Below are 17,904 nucleotides of genomic sequence, written 5' to 3' on the forward strand. Positions count from 1 at the left end.
GCGCCATCACCGCGGAGGCGGAGGGGCACGGTCCGGCACGGTTCGCGACCCTCGCCGCTGGCGGCGAGGACGAACGCCGCGCTTCAGGCCGCGGCGGTGGCGCCCTCCTCGGCCGCGCCGGCTCAGAAGCAGTTCCACACCTGCGTCGCCAGCTCCACCACCAACTCCGGCTGCAGGTAGCTCGCGAACACCGCGGCGAGCACAGCCACCGCGGCGACGCCGCCGAGCCAGCGCCGGGTGGCGGTCTTCATGCGGCCGCCGGTGCCGGTCGCACGATCGCCGTTTCGCGCACCGGCAGGTTGACGAGCGCGGCGAACACGCCGAGCGCGACGGCGATCCACCAGACGATGTCGTAGCTGCCGGTCATGTCGTAGAGGCGCCCGCCGAGCCAGACGCCGAGAAACGAGCCGATCTGGTGCGACAGGAACACGAAGCCGCTCAGCATCGACATGTACTTGACGCCGAAGATCTGCGCGACGAGCGCGTTGGTCGGCGGCACCGTCGAGAGCCACAGCACGCCCATCACCGATGCGAACACGTAGACGCTCATCGGCGTGAGCGGCAGGCTGATGAAAGCGACGATCGCGACCGACCGCAGCAGGTAGATCGCGGCCAGGATGTGCCGCTTGGCGAGGCGCTGGCCGAGCGAGCCGGCGGCGTAGGTGCCGAACACGTTGAAGAGCCCGATCAGCGCGAGCGCGGTGGTGGCCACGCCCGGCGTGAGGCCGTGGTCCTTCAGGTAGCTCGGCAGGTGCACGCCGATGAAGACGACCTGGAAGCCGCACACGAAGTAGCCCGCCATCAGCAGGCGAAAGCTCGGATACGCGAACGCTTCGCGCAGCGCGGCGCCGATGCTCTGCTGCGAGCCGCCGGCGGCCGCCAGCCCCTTCGGCTCGCGCAGGCCCGCCGCGAGCGGCACGATCGCGAGCGCGCAGCAGCCGAGCAGGAAGAGGGCGTTCTGCCAGCCGAAGCCGCCGATCAGCCAGCTCTCGACCGGCACCATCAGGAACTGGCCGAACGAGCCCGCGGCCGCCGCGACGCCCATCGCCCACGACCGCTTCTCGGCCGCGACGTTGCGCGCGATCACGCCGTAAACGACCGCGTAGGTGGTGCCCGCCTGCGCCATGCCGAGCAGCAGCCCGGCGCTGCCGGTGAAGCCGAGCCCCGAGGTGGCGAGCGCCATCAGCACCAGGCCGCCGGCGTAGAGCACGCTGCCGACGATCAGCACCCGGAACGCGCCGAAGCGATCGGCCAGCATGCCGGCGAACGGCCCGGCGACGCCCCAGGCGAGGTTCTGCACCGCGAGCGCGAGCGCGAAGGTCTCGCGGGTCCAGCCGCGGTCGAGCGTGATCGGCTGCAGCCAGAGGCCGAAGCCGTGGCGGATGCCCATCGACAGCGTCACGATCGCGGCGCCGCACAGCAGCACGCGCGACATCGAAAGCGGGGCGGCGGGAGCCGCGGCGGTGGGCTTGTTCATCCGGGAACTGTAGCGAGGCCGCGTGCCGGCCGCACGTCGGGTGGGCCCGGCAGGCATGCGATTGGCTACGATGGGACGCCCGCCGGTCGACTCGGCACGGCCCGCGTCGGTCGCGGCGCCGCGCCACGGCTCGTGGCGAGTGCCGTCAGGAGCGCCGGCGTCGATGAACTACCTCTGGCCGTCTTACCTGTGGCTGCTGCTGGCGCTGCCGCTGCTGCCGGTGCTTTACGTCTGGCTCCTGCGCCGGCGCCGCACCGTGCTGCGCTACAGCAGCCTCGCGGTGGTGCGCCAGGCGGCCGGGTCGTCGTGGCGGCGCCACGTGGCGCCGTTCCTCTTGTGGGTCGCCTGCGGGCTGCTGCTGCTCGCGGTGGCGCGCCCGGTCGCGCTGGTCACGCTGCCGTGGACGCGAACGTCGATCCTGCTGGCGATGGACGTGTCGCTCAGCATGCGGGTGAGCGACGTCAAGCCGACTCGCATGGTGGCCGCGCAGGAGGCGGCCAAGACCTTCCTGCGCGACCTCCCGAAAGGCATCGAGGTCGGGCTCGTCACGTTCGCCGGCAGCGCCCAGGTCGCGCAGCACGCGACGCTCGATCGCGGCGCGCTCGTGAGCGCGATCGACTCGATCCAGATGCAGGTCGGCACCGCGGTCGGCAACGCGATCGTGCTGTGCCTGGCGGAGCTGTTCCCCGACCACGGCATCGACCTTGCCGACATGACGTTCGGCGCGCGCCCGAAGCCGCGCGGCCGTGCCGACAAGGACAAGCCGGCGGCCAAGCCGTTCACGCCGGTGCCCCCCGGCTCGTACGACGCTGCGGCGATCATCCTGCTCAGCGACGGCCGCCGCACGACCGGTGTCGACACGCTCGAGGCCGCCAAGATGGCCGCCGAGCGCGGCGTGCGCATCTACGTGGTCGGCCTCGGCACGGTCGCGGGCTCGGTTCCGGCCGGCGAGGGCCTGGCGATCTACATGCAGCTCGACGAGCCGACGCTGCGCGAGGTGGCTCGCATGACCGGCGGCGAGTACCACCACGCCGGCACCGCCGAGGCGCTGAGCGGCGTCTACCGCCAGCTCGGCTCGCGGGTGCAGATCGAGAAGCGCGAGACCGAGCTCGCGCCACTGCTGGCCCTGGCTGCGGCGGTGCTGGTGATCGCGGCGGCGCTGCTGTCGATGCGCTGGGCCGGGCGCCTGGGCTGAGCGGCCGGCGGTGCCCGCGCGAGGCGATCAGCGCTTCAGCTTCGGCGTCGCGCCGCCCGTGCGCGGCGCGGCGACGTCGTGCACGATCTGCCCGGCGCTCATGGTGTCGATCGCGTCGGCGGGAATCTCCATCACGATGCGGCTGTGCTGCGGCGTCATGTGCGCGGCCAGGTGCTGGATCGGCCGCCCGCTGCGGTCGTGCAGCAGGCGCGTCAGGCGGATCAGCGCGGTGCCGACCTCGCACGCCAGCAGCTGCGCCTTGCGCGGGTCCGCCGCCTCGGCGCTGATCTGCTGGACGACGCGGCCGAACTCGACGCCCTGATCCATCAGCACCTCGTACATCGCACGTTTGCGGAGCGCGCTGGCCGTGATGCGGCTGCCGATGTCGAGCGGCACCCACGCCTCGGTCACCATCAGCGGGGTCTCGCCGGCCAGGCGCATGCGGTTCGCGCGCACCGCCCGCGCATCGGGGGCGAGTCCGAGCGCCGAGCGCACCCAGCCGGGCGGCTCGACGGTCTCGACCGCCAGCACGCGCACGCTGCTCGTCTGCGCGGTCTGGCGCAGCAGGTCCAGGTAGCTCGGCGTGTTCATGCCGTGCACCGGCGGGTCGCCCCGCACGAAGGTGCCGCGGCCGTGGCGGCGTTGCACGAGGCCTTCGTTCTCGAGGTCGGCCAGCGCGCGCCGCACCGTCGCACGCGCCACGCCGAACAGCGCGACCAGCGATTCCTCGGTGGGCAGCGCGCTTCCCGCGGGGTAGGTGCCCTGCACGATGCCGTCGCGCAGGACCAGGAAGATCTGCCGGTGCAACGCGGTGCCGGGTTCGCGGACCAGGGGCGGGGCTGAATTCATCCCCACAGCGTACAACAGGTCGTTGACGACTCGTCTAGTTGTCTATTATAGTAGACAACACATCACGAGGAGCCGACGCCATGAACCAAGCCCGCCGACTGAGAACGCTGCTGCAGGCACCCGAGACGGTCGTCGCTCCCGGGGTCTACGACGCGATCACCGCGCGCCTCGTCGAGCAGGCGGGCTTTCCCGCCGCCTACATGACCGGTGCCGGCGCCTCGGCCGCGCGCGGCTACCCCGACTACGGGCTGCTGACGATGTCGGAGATGGTCGGCAACGCCGCGACCATCGCCGCCGCGATCCGCATTCCGCTGATCGCCGACGCCGACACCGGCTACGGCAACGAGCTCAACGTCACGCGCACCGTGCGCGAGTACGAGGCGCGCGGCGTCGCCGCGATCCATGTCGAGGACCAGGTCGCGCCCAAGCGCTGCGGCCACCTCGCCGGCAAGGAGCTCGTCTCGCGCGACGAGTTCGTCTCCAAGATCCGCGCGGCCGTGGCGGCGCGGCGCGACCCCGACTTCCTCGTCATCGCGCGCACCGACGCGCGCGCCGTCAGCGGGCTCGACGAGGCGATCGCGCGCGCCAACGCCGCGCTCGCCGCCGGGGCCGACATGGCGTTCGTCGAGGCGCCGCAGACGCTCGACGAGGTCGCGGCGATTCCGCGCCGGGTGAACGGCCCGTGCCTGTTCAACATCGTGCCGGGCGGCAAGACCCCGTCGCTCAAGACCGGCGACGCCGAGGCGCTGGGCTATCGGCTCGTGATCGTGCCGGGCATCCTGCTCAAGACCATCGTCGAGGCCTGCGACGATGCGCTCGCCGCGCTGCGGTCGACGCAGCTCGCGCCCCCCGGCCGCCCGATCGGCGTGCACGCCCTGTTCCGCCGCTTCGGCGCCGACGAATGGGATGCCCTGCGGGCCCGCGTGCAGGCGCAGAACGCCGCGGCGGAGGCGACCTGACCATGGGCCGCACCCTGTTCGACAAGCTCTGGGACAGCCACGTGGTGCGCGACCTCGGCGACGGGTGGGCGCTGCTCCACGTCGACCGCATCCTGCTGCACGATCTCTCCGGGCCCCCGGCGCTCGCCGAGGTCGCGCGGCGCGGCGGTGCGCCGAGCCGCCCCGAGCTCGCGTTCGCGACGCCCGACCACGCGGTGTCGAGCGCGCCGGCGCGCAGCGGCTACACCTCGCCGACGGGTGCGCGGCTCTATGCCGAGCTGCGCGACCACGCGCGCGCTGCCGGCGTGCGCTTCTTCGACGTCGGCGAGCCGGGGCAGGGCATCGTCCACGTGATGGGCCCCGAGCTCGGCATCGTGCTGCCGGGGCTCACGGTGGTCTGCGGCGACAGCCATACCTGCACCAACGGCGGCCTCGGCGCGCTCGCGTTCGGCATCGGCTCGTCGGAGAGCACGCACGCCCTCGCGACGCAGACGCTGCGCCAGCAGAAGCTGCGCCGCATGCGGGTGCGCTTCGAAGGCACGCCGGCCCGGGGCGTGAGTGCCAAGGACATGGCGCTGCACCTGATCGGCCGGCTCGGCACCGCCGCCGGCGTGGGCTACGCGATCGAGTACGCCGGCTCGGCGGTGCGCGCGATGGGCGTCGAGGCGCGCCTGACACTGTGCAACCTCACGGTCGAGCTCGGTGCGAAATGCGGCATCGTCGCGCCCGACGACACCACGTTCGAATACCTGCGCGGGCGGCCCTATGCACCGCAGGGCGCCGACTTCGACGCGGCGGTCGCCGACTGGCGCGCGCTCGTCGGCGACGCCGACGCGGTGTTCGATCGCGAGGTGCTGGTCGACGTCGCCGACGTCGCGCCGACCATCACCTGGGGCACCAGCCCCGAGCAGGCGATCGCGATCGACGGCGTGGTGCCCGACCCCGCGGGCGCCGCCGACGCCGCCACGCGCGCCGAGCTGCAGGCCGCGCTCGACTACATGGGCCTGGTGCCGGGTCGCCGCATCGTCGGTACGCCGGTCGACTGGGTCTTCATCGGCAGCTGCGCCAACTCGCGCCTCGCCGACCTGCGCGACGCCGCCGAGGTGGTGCGCGGGCACCGGGTCGCTGCCGGCGTGACGGCGTGGGTGGTGCCGGGCTCGGAAGCGGTCAAGCGCGCCGCCGAGGCCGAAGGCCTCGACCGCGTGTTCGAGGCGAGCGGCTTTCACTGGCGCGAGCCCGGCTGCAGCCTCTGCGTCGCCGCCAACGGCGAGCGCGTGCCGGCTGGCGCGCGCGCGGTGTCGACATCGAACCGCAACTTCGTCGGCCGCCAGGGGCCAGGCGCGCGCACCCACCTGGCGAGCCCCGTCGTGGCCGCGGCGGCCGCGCTGCGCGGTGCGATCGCCGACCCGCGGGAGTTCTGAGATGCGGCCGTTCACCACCGTCTCGGGCCCGGCGGCGCCGCTGCTGCTCGCCAACGTCGACACCGACGTGATCATCCGCATCGAGCCGCTGACGCAGCACCCGCCGCATGCGCTCGGGCCGTTCGCGTTCGCGCCGCTGCGCTACCGCGCCGACAGCAGCGAAGAGCCAGGGTTCGTGCTGAACCAGGCGCGCTTTCGCGGCGCGCCGATCCTGCTGGCGGGCGCCAACTTCGGCTGCGGCTCGTCGCGCGAGGCCGCGGTGTGGGCGCTGATGGGAATGGGCCTGCGCTGCGTGATCGCGCCGAGCTTCGGCGACATCTTCTTCGCCAACTGCTTCCAGAACGGCATGCTGCCGGTCGTCCTTGCCGAGGCCGCGATCGCCGACCTCGCCGAGGTGGCGCGCACCGGCTTGCCGATGACGGTCGACCTCGTCGAGCGCCGGGTCTCGATCGGCGACCTCGCGCCGGTGTCGTTCGCGATCGACGAGTCGCGCCGCCTCTCGCTGCTCGAAGGACTCGACGCGATCGGCCTGACCCAGAAGGACGCGCCGGCGATCGCCGCCTGGCAGGCCGCGGACCGGCTGCGCCGGCCCTGGGCGTGGCAGCCGGTGCGGCGCGCCGTGCCCGACCCGCGGGAGCCCTGAGTCTGACGCCGACTCCGCGCGGGCGGACCGCCCGCGACCCGATCCCGACACCCCTCGAACCGAAGGAGACGCCCATGTCCACGTTCCTCTTGCGCCGCGCGTTCGCGGCCGCTGCCCTCGTCACCCTGGCTGCCGCGCCCCTGGCCGCGGCACACGCCGCGCCGGCGTGGAAGCCCGAGCGCACCGTCACGCTGGTGGTGCCCTATGCACCAGGCGGCGGCACCGACGCGCAGGCGCGTGCGCTCGCCGTCGAGCTGCAGCGCATCTGGGGCCAGACCGTGATCGTCGACAACACCGCCGGCGCCGACGGCCTGATCGGCACCCACAAGGTGATCGACGCGAAGCCGGACGGTCTGACGCTGCTGGTGCAGCTCCCGTCGATGACGCTGATCAAGCACACGCCGACGTTCCGCGGCGTCGACCCGCTGGCGCGCCTGGTGCCGATCTCGGCGTTCTCGACGCTGCCCGGCGTCGTGGTCGCCAACGCCGCGCTGCCGGTGCGCTCGATGGCCGACGTGATGCGCTACTGCAAGACCGCGGCGCCGCCGTGCTCGCTGGGAACGACGGAAAACACCGCGCGCATGCAGGCGCGCACGCTCGCCACCGAGGGCGGGCTGCCGAACCTCATCGTCGCCAACTACAAGGGCGGCGGGCAGCTCATCACCGATCTCGTCGGCAACAACGTCAAGCTCGGGATCATGGGCGTGACGGCGGTGCTGCCGCACCACAAAGCGGGCACCCTGCGCGTGGTGCTGACGCAGGGCCCAAGGCGCTCGAGCGTGCTGCCCGAGGTGCCTTCGGCCGTCGAGGCGGGCCTGCCCGCGTTCGATTCGCTCACCTGGTATGGCCTGTTCGCGCCCAAGGACACCCCGCCGGGGGTGGTGCAGGCGGTCGCCGACGCGGTGCGGGAGGCGGTCAAGGCCGACGCCTTGCGCAAGTCGTTCGCGACGATCGGTGCCGAGCCGCTCGGCAACACGCCGGCCGAGTTCGCGGCGATGGTGCATGCCGACGAGGCGCGCTTCGGCGCGCTGGCCAAGAAGTTCCCGCTCGAGTGAGCGGCGTCGCGGCTGCCACTCCTGATCACCACCGGAAGCCCGACATGAGCATCCTCGACATTCCCGGCGACGCCCGCCGCATCTTCGACGTCCTGGCCGCGGGCGGCGTCGCGATCATTCCGAACGACGCCGGCTATGCGCTGATGGGCGGCTCGGCCGACGCCGTGCGGCGCATCTTCGTGGCCAAGCGGCGCGGCAGCCACAAGCGCAATGCCATGCTGTGCGCGATCGAGACGCAGCGCGAGCTGCACGTCCTCGACCGCCGCTCGCAATCGATGATCGAGGCGATCACGCAGGACTACGACCTCACGCTCGGCGCCGTCGCGCCGTACCGCGCCGAGCACCCGCTGATGACCCGCCTCGACGGCGACCTGCTCGAGGGCAGCACCGCCAACGGCACCGTCGCGATGCTGCTGAACGCCGGCACGCTGTTCGACGAGGTGTGCCGGCTCTGCCGCGAGGCGGTGCTGCCGGTGTTCGGGTCGTCGGCGAACCTGAGCGGCACCGGCCCGCGCTTTCGCGTCGAGGACATACAGCCCGAGATCCGGGCCGTCGCCGACGTGATCGTCGACTACGGCCTCCGCAAGCATCACGTCTACCGTCGCTCGGCGACCATCCTGCGCTTCGGCAACGGCGAGGTCGACTGCGTGCGCATCGGCTCGTGCTACGAGCTGATCGCCGACGTGCTGAGGCGCCACTTCGACGTGGAGTTGCCGCGCGATCCCGGGCTCGACGTGAACCCGTCGGGGCATCTGCAGGAGTTCGCGTTTCGCAAGGGGACTGACGCCGCGTCCTAACATCGGCGCGCCGTCGCAACGCCGGGCTGCCCTGCCGGCGTGCCGTCACGGCCGACGAGCAAGGAGGACGCATGGTCAGCAAGAACACGATCTGTCTCTGGTACGACGGCGGGGCGCTCGACGCGGCGCGCTTCTATGCCGCGACCTTTCCCGACAGCGCGGTGGGGCGCGTCTTCCACGCGCCGGCCGACTTCCCGTCGGGCAAGGCGGGCGACGTGCTCACCGTCGAGTTCACGGTGCTCGGCATCCCGTGCCTCGGCCTCAACGGCGGGCCGGCGTTCAGGCAAAGCGAGGCGTTCTCGTTCCAGGTGGCGACCGACGACCAGGCCGAGACCGATCGCTACTGGAACGCGATCGTCGGCAACGGCGGGCAGGAGAGCGCGTGCGGCTGGTGCAAGGACCGCTGGGGCGTCTCGTGGCAGATCACGCCGCGCGTGCTGACCGAGGCGATCATGGACCCCGACCGCGCGGTCGCCCGGCGCGCGTTCGAAGCGATGATGCAGATGACGAAGATCGACGTCGCGGCGATCGAGGCGGCGCGGCGCGGCTGAACCGGCCGCTCGTCGCCGCCCGGCAGGCTGTTCAGACGCCGCCGCGGCGCGTCGATCGCGCGGTCGACGCGGTCCTCGGCGGCGCGCGAGGCGGTCGCGCGGGAGCCCGTCGCCGGTTTCGTGGCGGCGCGCGCGTGCCGGATACAGCGGTCCGACCGGCATCGCGGCGTCACCGAGCGCGCGGGCTCCTCGGCCGCGAAGCCGCTCGCCGGGGTACGCCGGGGCGGTCGGGCGCAATGGGTCAAAATCGCGGGTCGCCGGCTGCCCGGCGTGCCACTGGAGACCAGTCCCGGATGTCCGAAGCCGCAAGGGTCAGTCTGCCGTTGATCGTCCTCGCGTGGACGGTGATCTTCGCTGCGGTGCTGTTCGCCATCGCGCACCAGAACCTGCGCCTGCGGCGCGAGCTCGTCGGCAAGGCCCGCGAGCCACGCGAGGCGCTGTTCGAGCTCGCGTGGGCGACGATCACCGCCGCGCTTGTCGTGCTCGTCGTGCTGCTCGGCGATCGTGCCGCGGGCGGCGGCGTCGAAGCCGAGAGCGATGCGGCCGCCCCCGCGTACGACGCCGCCATGGCGGCGACGGCCACGCTGGCCACCGACACGGAGCCGGCCCCGGGCGCGGCCGAGCCCGCCGCGCTGTCACGCTGACGCCGCGTCGATCAGGCCGACCCGGCCGGCAGCCGCGCGGGGCGGCGCCTTCGCGCGACGTGGCCGAGCGCGTCGGCTCCCAGGCAGATCGCCCAGCACAGCCACGCCGACCACATCGTGTGGCTCGGGTAGTGCGCCCCGCGTGCGAGCTGCCCGATCCCGAACAGCACCCCGACGCCGAGCACCGCCGCCAGCCACCCGCGGGCGCGCGCCGGGTCGTGACGCCGCCACTGGAAGTGCATGCCGAGGAACGCGAACGCGGCCACCGCGTGCCCTGACGGGAAGCAGTGCCCGCCGCCGCCGTCCGGCTGGCCGAGGTGCCAGTGCGAGACGTAGCGCGCGACGCCGCCGAACTCGGCGAGGTCCCACGGGCAGCTCGTCGCGCTGTAGCGCTTGAGCCAGGGCACGGCGACGCCGCAGAGCAGGATCACCGCGAGCCAGGCCACGCGTTCGGCGCGACCCGGACCGCGCGCCGGGCGACGCGGCGTGACGAGGGCGGTCGCGATCAGCACCAGCGCGAGCAGCCAGGCGAGCACGCGACCACCGCTGTGCAGCAGGGTGCCGGCCCAGAAGCTGTCGCGCGCGGCAAAGCCGTGAGCGTCGCCGAACCCACGCGCGAGCGCGAGGTCGGCAGCGCTCGCATCCCACGCGAGCAGCAGGGCGAGCAGGGCGCCGGCGACGACGGCGTCGCGCGCCGGCGACGGCGCCCGCGTCAAGGCGTCCTTCGGCAGGGCGCCGCGAGATCCCACGCCGGCTCGTACAGCCCGGTCTGCACGTCGACGAGCCCGAGCAGCGTGTGGAACAGGTGGTCGTGCGACGCCGGCTCGGCGGCGCGCCGACGCAGACAGGCGAGGTCCAGCGCGTCGTCGTGCACGAGTCCTGCCGACAGCCACATCAGCATCGGCACGTGGGTCTGCTCGCGCGGCGCGATGAAGCGCGGCAGCCCGTGCAGGTAGAGGTTGTTCTCGCCGAGCGACTCGCCGTGGTCCGACACGTAGACCAGTGCCGAGTCGACGTCGCGCGCGTGGGCCTGCAGCGTCGCGACGATGCTCGCGAGCACGTGGTCGGTGTAGCGCAGCGAGTTGTCGTAGGCGTTGACGATCTGCTCGCGCGTGCATTTCTGCAGGTCGTCCTCGATGCACGCCGGCTCTAAGTGCGCGAAGGCGGGCGGGTAGCGCCGGAAGTACGACGGGCCGTGGCTGCCGAGCTGGTGGAGCACGAGCAGGGTCGTCGGAGCCGGCTGGCCGCGAGCGGCCCGCGCCGCCTCGATGCGCTGGTCGAGGCCGGCGAGCAGGCCCTCGTCGAGGCAGCGGCCCTCGCTGCACAGGCCCGGCAGGTTGAGCGACGCGACCTCGTCCTGCGGCAAGCCGTCGCAGACGCCCTTGCAGCCCGACTGGTTGTCGCGCCAGTGCACCCGCACGCCGGCCCGCGCCAGCACGTGCAGCAGCGACTCGCTGTGGCGGATGCGCTTCTCGTCGTAGTTCCGGCGGCCGCCGGGCGCGAACATGCAGGGCAGCGAGGTCTCGGTGTCGGTGCCGCAGCTGGTGACGTCGCCGAACGTGATCACCGGCAGCGCCGCCAGCTCGGGCGTGGTCGGTCGCTCGTAGCCGTCGAGCTGCCAGTTGGCGGCGCGCGCGGTCTCGCCGACCACCAGCACGACGAAGCGCGGCCGCGTGCGCGCCGCCCAGCGCGGGCCGGGCGCCGCGTCGGAGCCGAGCGGGCGCCGTGCCGCGCTGGCGCCGCGCGCCTGCTTCAGCACGGCCGAGCCGCCGGCCCACAGGAAGTTGACCGGCGCCGCGAGGTAACGGACCTCGCGATGGCTGCGCATCATCGACGCGAACGGCTTGAAGACCGGCAGGAGCGCGACCACGAACGCGACCACTGCGATCAGCAGACCGGCGAGCTTGAACATCGCGCTGGTGAGCCACGGCCGCCGCACGACGCGCACGCGCCACAGCAACACGGCCGGCAGCGCGGCGTAGACCAGCAGGTGCAGCGCGAGCGCCCACGACCACAGCTCGCGCGCCTCGGCGACGTCGGTATGCCAGACGTTGCCCATCATCGACGTGTCGAGCACGACGCCGAAGTTGCGCATGTAGTACGTGGCCAGTGCGGTGCCGAACAGCAGCAGCGTGAGCAGCGGCTTCACGGTCACGCGATACGCGAACGGTGCGACCAGCAGGTAGTTCAGGGCCACCAGCATCACCACCAGCGCGAGGGCGAACGCGGCGGTCGGCACGTCGCCGTGATGCGGCAATGCCGCGCTCAAGAACAGCCGGTTCGCGCTGAACGCCCAGAACACGCAGGCGGCGAGCACCACCGTCTCGACGCCGGCGCTGAACGTGAGCCGACGGGAAGGGGCAGGGGTCGGCATGCCGGCATTGCAGACGCCGCAACTGAAGCCGGCCTGAAGCTTCGCGCGCCGCCGCGGTGGTACGGTGACGCGACTGCCTCGTCCCGCCCATGCGCCTCCTCCTGATCGAAGACGACGAGCTGCTCGGCAGCGGCCTCGGCGACTTCCTGCGCCTCGAAGGGCACGGCGTGGACTGGGCGCGCCGCCTCGGCGAGGTCGAGCGTTACCGCAACGAGCCGTTCGACGCCTGGCTGATCGACTGGCAACTGCCCGACGGCTCCGGGCTCGACTGGCTGCGTGCGCGGCGTGCGCGCGGCGACCTCACGCCCGCGCTGATGCTGACCGCGCGCGACCTGCTCGACGACCGGCTGCGTGGCCTCGACGGCGGTGCCGACGACTACCTCGTCAAGCCGTTCGCTCCCGAGGAGATGGTGGCCCGGCTGCGCGCGATCTGCCGGCGCAGCGCCGGCAGCGCCGGCGCGCGGGTGCGGCTCGGCGACGTCGGGGTCGACCTCGCCGCGCGTTGCGCCTGGCTCGGCAGCGAACGCGTCGATCTCACGTCGCGCGAGTGGGCGGTGCTCGAGGCGTTGCTGCTGCGCCCAGGGCGCATCGTCTCCAAGCCCGAGCTCGAGCGCCTCATCCTCGGCTTCGCGAGCGAGCTCGCGAGCAACGCGCTCGAGGTGTACGTGTCGAGCCTGCGTCGCAAGCTCGGCCGCGACGTCGTCGAGACGGTGCGCGGCATGGGCTACCGAGTCGGCGGCGCAGCACGATGAGGGGTTGGCACGCGACCTCGATCGGCGGGCGCCTCGTGCGCTCGCTGGTGCTGTGGTCGGTGCTGTGGTGCGTCGGGCTCGGCGGCGCGGTCTGGGTGATCGTGCAGGAGGAGGTCGGCGAGCTGCTCGACGACACGCTGCAGAGCGCCGCCGAAGGCCTGATCGGTCCGCTCGCGCAGGGCCGCATCGAGCCCGCGCCGCCGCCTGCGTCGAGCGCCGCCAGCACTCGCTTCACGTGGCAGCTGGTCGGCTACGCCGGCGGCCGGGCCCAGGTCGTGTCGGCCGCGCACGGCGCTCCGGCCGTGCCGCTGCACGCCAGCCCGCGGCCGGGCCTCTCCGAGGTCGCCGGCTGGCGCGTGTTCGGCCTCGCCACCGCGCGCGACGGGCAGATGGTCTACGTGGCGCAGACGAGCGCCGAGCGCGCCGAGGCAGGCGCCGAGGTCGCGCTCGCGGTCCTGCTGGCCGGGGCGCCGCTCACGCTGCTCGCGGTGCTCGGGCTGCGCTGGCGCGTCGCGCGCGAGCTGCAGCCGCTGCGCGAGCTGTCGCGCCGGCTCGCTCGCTACGACCCGCTGCAGCCGGGTGCGCGACTCGGCGCTGCCAGCCGCGACGAGCTGCAGCCGGTGCACGCCGCGATCGACGCGCTCGCCGCCCGGCTGGCGCGCCGGGTCGCCGACGAGCGCGCGTTCACGGCGCACGCCGCGCACGCGCTGCGCACGCCGCTCGCCGGCATCGACGCCCAGCTCGCGGTCGCGCTGCGCGAGGCCGATGCGGCCGGCCGGCCGCGTCTGCAACGCGTGCGTGCCGCCGCCGATCGCCTGCAGCGCGTCGTCGTCGCCCTGCTCGCGCTGTTCCGCAGCGGCGCGGAGGTGCAGCGCGGCCCCCTCGACGTCGCCGTGCTCGCCGCGCGCCTGTCGGTCGAGGGCCTGGCGATCGACGCGCGCGGGGCCGCGCCGCTGCACGCCGACGCCGACCTCGTCACCGCGGCGCTGCTCAACCTGCTCGAGAACGCGCAGCGCCACGGCGCGCGCTCGGTCAGCCTGTCGACGCCCGCGGCGAACGTGCTGCGGCTGCACGACGACGGCAGCGGCGTCGACGCCGAGCGCCGCCAGGCACTGCAGGCCGCCATCGACGTGCAGGACTACGCCGGCCGCACCGGTCTCGGCCTGATGCTTGCCGACCTGGTGGCGCGCGCACACGGCGGCGGGCTGCGGTTGCCGGAGGTGCCGCAAGGGTTCGCGGTCGAGCTGCGGCTCTGACGTCCCGGCTTCTGCACCCGCGTCGGCGGGCTTGCCGGGGGGCTCGGCGGTGTTCGATCCCGAGCAGCGACGCAGGCGCCCCGCCTTCGACGCTCGCGCCCTCAGAGCACGACGAGCCGCGGGTCCGGCGTTGCCGCCAGCACGATCGACACCTCGGCGCTGCGCCGCGCGAGCACCGCGCGCTGGTTCACGTAGCCCTTGTCGGTGATCTCGCCGGCGTCGATCGATGGCGCATCGTCGAGCAGCAGCGCGCGCGTCGGCGCCTGCGACGAGCCGCCCGTAGCGGTCATTTCGGCAAGGCCCTGGCGCACCTTCGCGACCACCGCGTCACGACCGGCTTCCCGAGCCTGCGGCGAGAGGAAGAGCAGCAGGCCGACGTGGTCGCTGTCGTGCCCGGTGACCACCGCATCGGCGACGTACGGCGACATCGCCGCCACCGCGCGCAGGCGTACCGCGCCGACGGAAACCCACGTGCCGGTGGTCAGCTTGAAGTCCTCGGCGACGCGGCCGTCGAACGCGATGCCCTTGGCCGCATCGTCGGGGTCGACCAGCCGCCCCGCATCGCCGATGCAGTAGAAGCCCTCGTCGTCGAACGCCGCCGCGGTGAGCTCGGGCGCGTCGCGGTAGCCGGCGAACACCTGCGGGCCGCGCACGCGCAGCTCGAGCTTCTCGCCGCTCGGCACCAGCTTGACCTCGCTGCCCGGCAGCGGCAGCCCGATGCAGCCGGCGCGGTCGATCGGCCAGTGCACCGTGGTGACCGCGGGTGCGGTTTCGGTCGAGCCCCACGCCGACGTGAACCAGAGCGGCCGCCCGCGCACCCTCTGCGCGATGCGCTCGAGTCGCTCCCAGGTGCTCTGCGGCAGCGCGGCGCCCGCGTAGAAGATGCCCTCGAGGTTGGCGAAGACGTCGCGCGCGGCCTCATCGTCGCGCTCCAGGAATGGCAGCAGCATGTCGAAGCCGCGCGGCACGTTGAAGTGGAAGTTCGGCCGCACCTCGCGCAGGTTGGCGAGCGTCTTCTCCACGAGGCCGGGCGCCGGGCGACCCTCGTCGATGTGGAGGCTGCCGCCATGCGCGAGCACCATGTTGAAGTTGTGGTTGGCGCCGAAGGTGTGGCTCCACGGCAGCCAGTCGAGCAGCACCAGCGGCCGCCGGCGCAGGAACGGCCACACCTGCGCGATCTGCTGCTGGTTCGCGCACAGCATGCGGTGCGTGTTGACGACCACCTTCGGCAGCCCGGTCGATCCGCTGGTGAGCAGCAGCTTGGCGGTGTGCTCGGGGCGGATCGCGGCGAAGCGGTTCGCCACCGCGGCGGTCTCTGCCGAAGCGAGCAGCGCGTCGAACGGCAGGGCGCCGGCGATGCTTTCGGCGCCGCGCCCGAAGACGCGCGGTGCACGCCCCGACCACGACGCGAGCGCGGCACCGTAGGTAGCGGCGTCGGAGGCATAGACGAGCGCGGGGTCGAGCAGGTCGAGCACTCCGTGGATGCGCGTCGCGTCCTTCGAGAGGCGCGTGTACGCGCTCGAGGCCGTGCACGACGGCCGGCCGACGTGCATGGCGGCGAGGGCGAGGAGGGCATGCTCCACGGCGTTGTCGGAGACGATCACGACCGGCTTGCCGGCGGGCAGGTCGAGGTCGATCAGGCCTTGCGCAATCCGCCCGACGCGCGCGCGCGCCTCGGCGTAGGTGAGGCGAACCCAGTCGCCGCCCGGCCCGCGTTCGGCCAGGAACAAGCCACTCGGCGTGGTCGCCGCCCAATGGTCGAGCCAATCGCCGATGCAGCGCGAGTACGGCTCGAGACGCTCGGCGCTGCGCAGGACCACCGTTCCGTCGGCGCGGTCTTCGCGGACGACGCTGGGCGACAGCAATGCGTCCCGTATTCCGAACAGATCCACCCGGCGCCTCCCGTGCGATGTCGATGCGGAATCGTAGGCGGGCCCTCGTGCCGCGCCGTCGCGGGTTTGCCCCGGCGCGCGGCAGTCGGGCCGACCCGCCTCAGCCCGCCGCCAGCGCGCGCGCGATCCGATGGCGGCCGACGGTCGGCTTGGGCATCCGCACGTCGAACCAGCTGCGCACGTCGGCGTCGAGGCCGAGGCCGTGCATGTAGTTGTAGATCGCCTTCCTGAGTGCGCGGCCCATCGCATCGTGGTCGGCGCCGGTCGGGTCGACGAAGGCCACGTCGTTCTTCGCGAACCCGCCCGCGGGCAGCGGCAGCAGTTCGATGCCGTACTCCTCGGGATGCCTGCCGACCGGCGAGTGCACGGTGCACGCGAAGCGGTGGAAGAACCCGCTCTGGATGCAGCCGTTGTCGAACAGCTGGCGCACGTACTCGAGCGCGTCGACGGTGTCCTGCTCGTCCTGGGTGGGAAAGCCGTACATCAGGTACGCGTGGACCAGGATGCCGGCATCCGAGAACGCCTGCGTCACGCGGGCGACCTGCTCGACCGAGACGCCCTTCTTCATCAGCTTGAGCAGGCGATCGGACGCGACCTCGAGCCCGCCCGAGATCGCGATGCAGCCGCTTTCGGCGAGTTCGTCGCAGAGCTCGCGGGTGAAGGTCTTCTCGAAGCGCACGTTGCCCCACCACGAGATGTCGACCTTGCGCCGGCGCAGCTCGGCGGCGAGCGCGCGCAGGGCGCTCGGCGGCGCCGCTTCGTCGACGAAGTGGAAACCGGTCTCGCCGGTCTCCTGCACGATGGCCTCGATGCGGTCGACCAGCGTCTCGGCGCTCGCCTGCTCGAAGCGCGCGATGTAGTCGAGGCTCACGTCGCAGAAGCTGCACTTCTTCCAGTAGCAGCCGTGGGCCACGGTCAGCTTGTTCCAGCGCCCGTCGCTCCAGAGCCGGTTCATCGGGTTGAGCATGTCGAGCAGCGACAGGTAGCGGCCGAGCGGCAGCCCGTCCCAGGTCGGCGTGCCGACCTCCTCGAACGGCACGTCCGGCTCGGGGAAGTTGACGTAGCGCACGGCGCCCGCGTCGGCGTCTCGCACGAAGCTGCGCACCAGCCTTTGGCGCGAGCGCCGGCCCTGCAGATGCTCGATCAATGCAAGCAGCGGGCGCTCGCCCGCGTCGAGCGTCACCACGTCGACGAAGTCGAAGAGGCGCGGCTCGGCGAGTTCGCGCAGCTCGGTGTTGACGAAGCCGCCGCCGAGCGCGACCGCGATCCCGGGGTGGCGCGCCTTCACCGCCTGCGCGATGCGCAGCGCCGCGTAGACCGAGCCCGGAAACGGCACCGAGAGCAGCAGCAGGTCGGGGCGCTGCAAGTCGACGACCGCCAGCGCGAGTGCCGCAAGGCGCTCGTCGACGAGGTTGGGCGGCGCCGCGAGCGCCTCGGCCAGTGCGTCGAAGCTCGCCTGGCTCGCCGCGAGCTTCTCGGCGTAGCGCACGAACTCGAAGCGGCTGTCGACGGCGTCGCGCAGCACGTCGGCGAGGTCGTCGAGGTAGAGCGTCGCAAGGTGGCGCGCGCGGTCCTGCAGGCCGAGCGCGCCGAACGCCCACGCGAGCGGGTCGCCGCCCTCGGCGTCGACGTAGACGTCGAGCGAGCGGAAGCGCGCGCCCTCGGGCAGCCAGCGCCGCGTCGCGATCCGGTGCGCGAGCGTCGCGTCGGCGCCCTGCAGAAAGCGGAGGGTCGGCGCGATGCTCGCGCGGTAGCGCTCGAACGCGGCGAGGAAATGCGTCACGACCGCGCTGCGGGCCGACGCCGGCAACGCCTCGCAGCATGTGCGGATGCGGTCCAGCCCTTCGGGCGAGAGCAGATCCAGCACCAGCTCGAGCGCGAGGTCGACCTGGCTCGCCGCGATGCCGCGCGAGCGCAGGAAGCCGGTGAGGTACGCGGTGGACGGGTAGGGCGTGTTGAGCTGGGTCATCGGCGGAATGACCGACAGCACGCGGAAGGATTCGATCGACATGGCGGCTCGGAGGCCCAAGCGCAGGGCGCGCCGAGAAGGCGCCGATTGT

The 17,904-nt window shown here is 73.0% G+C and carries 17 protein-coding genes; 10 read left to right on the plus strand and 7 right to left on the minus strand.

Translation table 11 applies throughout. The annotated features are described in order from the left end of the window. Window positions 1-122 precede the first annotated feature (122 nt). Together HQN59_RS26525 and HQN59_RS12560 are read right to left on the minus strand one after the other, a co-directional pair. Window positions 123-251, minus strand: a complete 129-nt coding sequence (locus HQN59_RS26525) for a hypothetical protein (protein ID WP_259372725.1) — start codon at window positions 249-251, stop codon at window positions 123-125. Beyond that, window positions 248-1,477 carry an MFS transporter gene (locus HQN59_RS12560; RefSeq protein ID WP_246294880.1) on the minus strand — a complete coding sequence of 410 codons (1,230 nt, stop codon included), beginning with the start codon at window positions 1,475-1,477 and terminating at the stop codon, window positions 248-250. The genes HQN59_RS26525 and HQN59_RS12560 overlap by 4 nt, the downstream gene beginning before the upstream one ends. A gap of 163 nt (window positions 1,478-1,640) precedes the next feature. Here HQN59_RS12560 and HQN59_RS12565 point away from each other — a divergent pair, with 163 nt between their 5' ends. Next, a complete protein-coding gene (locus HQN59_RS12565; protein WP_176069442.1) occupies window positions 1,641-2,672 on the plus strand; it encodes a VWA domain-containing protein in 1,032 nt (343 codons plus the stop codon). Window positions 2,673-2,699: 27 nt separating this feature from the next. Here HQN59_RS12565 and HQN59_RS12570 read toward each other — a convergent pair whose 3' ends face one another. After that, window positions 2,700-3,521, minus strand: a complete 822-nt coding sequence (locus HQN59_RS12570; RefSeq protein ID WP_176069443.1) for a GntR family transcriptional regulator — start codon at window positions 3,519-3,521, stop codon at window positions 2,700-2,702. A gap of 80 nt (window positions 3,522-3,601) precedes the next feature. On the opposite strand from HQN59_RS12570, the gene HQN59_RS12575 reads away from it, so the two are divergent. From HQN59_RS12575 to HQN59_RS12605, 7 genes are all read left to right on the plus strand, one after another. Next, on the plus strand, window positions 3,602-4,480 hold the full coding sequence (locus HQN59_RS12575; protein ID WP_176069444.1) for an isocitrate lyase/PEP mutase family protein: 879 nt from the start codon (window positions 3,602-3,604) through the stop codon (window positions 4,478-4,480). Window positions 4,481-4,482: 2 nt separating this feature from the next. Further along, on the plus strand, window positions 4,483-5,880 hold the full coding sequence (leuC, locus tag HQN59_RS12580; protein WP_176069445.1) for a 3-isopropylmalate dehydratase large subunit: 1,398 nt from the start codon (window positions 4,483-4,485) through the stop codon (window positions 5,878-5,880). A 1-nt stretch (window position 5,881) separates the two neighbouring features. Continuing rightward, window positions 5,882-6,523 (plus strand): 3-isopropylmalate dehydratase small subunit, encoded by a 642-nt coding sequence (gene leuD, locus HQN59_RS12585; protein ID WP_176069446.1) that lies wholly within the window; start codon window positions 5,882-5,884, stop codon window positions 6,521-6,523. A 74-nt stretch (window positions 6,524-6,597) separates the two neighbouring features. Further along, a complete protein-coding gene (locus tag HQN59_RS12590; RefSeq protein ID WP_176069447.1) occupies window positions 6,598-7,578 on the plus strand; it encodes a tripartite tricarboxylate transporter substrate binding protein in 981 nt (326 codons plus the stop codon). A gap of 44 nt (window positions 7,579-7,622) precedes the next feature. Continuing rightward, entirely contained in the window at window positions 7,623-8,375 is a 753-nt protein-coding gene (locus HQN59_RS12595; protein WP_176069448.1) for a Sua5/YciO/YrdC/YwlC family protein, read from the plus strand. 71 nt (window positions 8,376-8,446) lie between these two features. After that, the gene (locus HQN59_RS12600; protein ID WP_176069449.1) at window positions 8,447-8,926 is read left to right on the plus strand and encodes a VOC family protein; all 480 of its coding nucleotides are present in this window, start codon (window positions 8,447-8,449) and stop codon (window positions 8,924-8,926) included. A gap of 293 nt (window positions 8,927-9,219) precedes the next feature. After that, window positions 9,220-9,570, plus strand: coding sequence for a hypothetical protein (locus HQN59_RS12605; RefSeq protein ID WP_176069450.1), 351 nt, complete (start codon window positions 9,220-9,222; stop codon window positions 9,568-9,570). Window positions 9,571-9,581: 11 nt separating this feature from the next. Here the strand turns inward: HQN59_RS12605 and HQN59_RS12610 are convergent, their stop codons facing one another. Together HQN59_RS12610 and HQN59_RS12615 are read right to left on the minus strand one after the other, a co-directional pair. Next, window positions 9,582-10,319 carry a phosphatase PAP2 family protein gene (locus HQN59_RS12610; protein WP_342451192.1) on the minus strand — a complete coding sequence of 246 codons (738 nt, stop codon included), beginning with the start codon at window positions 10,317-10,319 and terminating at the stop codon, window positions 9,582-9,584. Next, window positions 10,283-11,944, minus strand: a complete 1,662-nt coding sequence (locus HQN59_RS12615; RefSeq protein WP_176069451.1) for a phosphoethanolamine transferase — start codon at window positions 11,942-11,944, stop codon at window positions 10,283-10,285. The genes HQN59_RS12610 and HQN59_RS12615 overlap by 37 nt, the downstream gene beginning before the upstream one ends. An 89-nt stretch (window positions 11,945-12,033) precedes the next feature. On the opposite strand from HQN59_RS12615, the gene HQN59_RS12620 reads away from it, so the two are divergent. Next, a complete protein-coding gene (locus HQN59_RS12620; protein ID WP_176069452.1) occupies window positions 12,034-12,696 on the plus strand; it encodes a response regulator transcription factor in 663 nt (220 codons plus the stop codon). Next, window positions 12,693-13,952 (plus strand): sensor histidine kinase, encoded by a 1,260-nt coding sequence (locus HQN59_RS12625; protein ID WP_176069453.1) that lies wholly within the window; start codon window positions 12,693-12,695, stop codon window positions 13,950-13,952. The genes HQN59_RS12620 and HQN59_RS12625 overlap by 4 nt, the downstream gene beginning before the upstream one ends. Before the next feature lie 101 nt (window positions 13,953-14,053). On the opposite strand, the gene HQN59_RS12630 is transcribed toward HQN59_RS12625, so the two are convergent. Next, entirely contained in the window at window positions 14,054-15,844 is a 1,791-nt protein-coding gene (locus HQN59_RS12630; RefSeq protein WP_176069454.1) for an AMP-binding protein, read from the minus strand. 100 nt (window positions 15,845-15,944) lie between these two features. Further along, on the minus strand, window positions 15,945-17,855 hold the full coding sequence (locus tag HQN59_RS12635; protein WP_176069455.1) for a B12-binding domain-containing radical SAM protein: 1,911 nt from the start codon (window positions 17,853-17,855) through the stop codon (window positions 15,945-15,947). Window positions 17,856-17,904 lie beyond the last annotated feature (49 nt).

This window comes from Rhizobacter koreensis (assembly GCF_013366375.1).
Classification (GTDB): domain Bacteria; phylum Pseudomonadota; class Gammaproteobacteria; order Burkholderiales; family Burkholderiaceae_C; genus Schlegelella_A; species Schlegelella_A koreensis.

What these genes read in the sequence shown, in the direction of transcription:
- HQN59_RS26525 (WP_259372725.1), bottom strand. Translation starts at nt 251, where the DNA reads ATGAAGACCGCCACCCGGCGCTGGCTCGGCGGCGTCGCCGCGGTGGCT.
- HQN59_RS12620 (WP_176069452.1), top strand. Translation starts at nt 12,034, where the DNA reads ATGCGCCTCCTCCTGATCGAAGACGACGAGCTGCTCGGCAGCGGCCTC.
- HQN59_RS12635 (WP_176069455.1), bottom strand. Translation starts at nt 17,855, where the DNA reads ATGTCGATCGAATCCTTCCGCGTGCTGTCGGTCATTCCGCCGATGACC.
- HQN59_RS12590 (WP_176069447.1), top strand. Translation starts at nt 6,598, where the DNA reads ATGTCCACGTTCCTCTTGCGCCGCGCGTTCGCGGCCGCTGCCCTCGTC.
- HQN59_RS12615 (WP_176069451.1), bottom strand. Translation starts at nt 11,944, where the DNA reads ATGCCGACCCCTGCCCCTTCCCGTCGGCTCACGTTCAGCGCCGGCGTC.
- HQN59_RS12575 (WP_176069444.1), top strand. Translation starts at nt 3,602, where the DNA reads ATGAACCAAGCCCGCCGACTGAGAACGCTGCTGCAGGCACCCGAGACG.
- HQN59_RS12560 (WP_246294880.1), bottom strand. Translation starts at nt 1,477, where the DNA reads ATGAACAAGCCCACCGCCGCGGCTCCCGCCGCCCCGCTTTCGATGTCG.
- HQN59_RS12570 (WP_176069443.1), bottom strand. Translation starts at nt 3,521, where the DNA reads ATGAATTCAGCCCCGCCCCTGGTCCGCGAACCCGGCACCGCGTTGCAC.
- HQN59_RS12595 (WP_176069448.1), top strand. Translation starts at nt 7,623, where the DNA reads ATGAGCATCCTCGACATTCCCGGCGACGCCCGCCGCATCTTCGACGTC.
- HQN59_RS12625 (WP_176069453.1), top strand. Translation starts at nt 12,693, where the DNA reads ATGAGGGGTTGGCACGCGACCTCGATCGGCGGGCGCCTCGTGCGCTCG.
- leuD (WP_176069446.1), top strand. Translation starts at nt 5,882, where the DNA reads ATGCGGCCGTTCACCACCGTCTCGGGCCCGGCGGCGCCGCTGCTGCTC.
- HQN59_RS12565 (WP_176069442.1), top strand. Translation starts at nt 1,641, where the DNA reads ATGAACTACCTCTGGCCGTCTTACCTGTGGCTGCTGCTGGCGCTGCCG.
- HQN59_RS12600 (WP_176069449.1), top strand. Translation starts at nt 8,447, where the DNA reads ATGGTCAGCAAGAACACGATCTGTCTCTGGTACGACGGCGGGGCGCTC.
- HQN59_RS12605 (WP_176069450.1), top strand. Translation starts at nt 9,220, where the DNA reads ATGTCCGAAGCCGCAAGGGTCAGTCTGCCGTTGATCGTCCTCGCGTGG.
- leuC (WP_176069445.1), top strand. Translation starts at nt 4,483, where the DNA reads ATGGGCCGCACCCTGTTCGACAAGCTCTGGGACAGCCACGTGGTGCGC.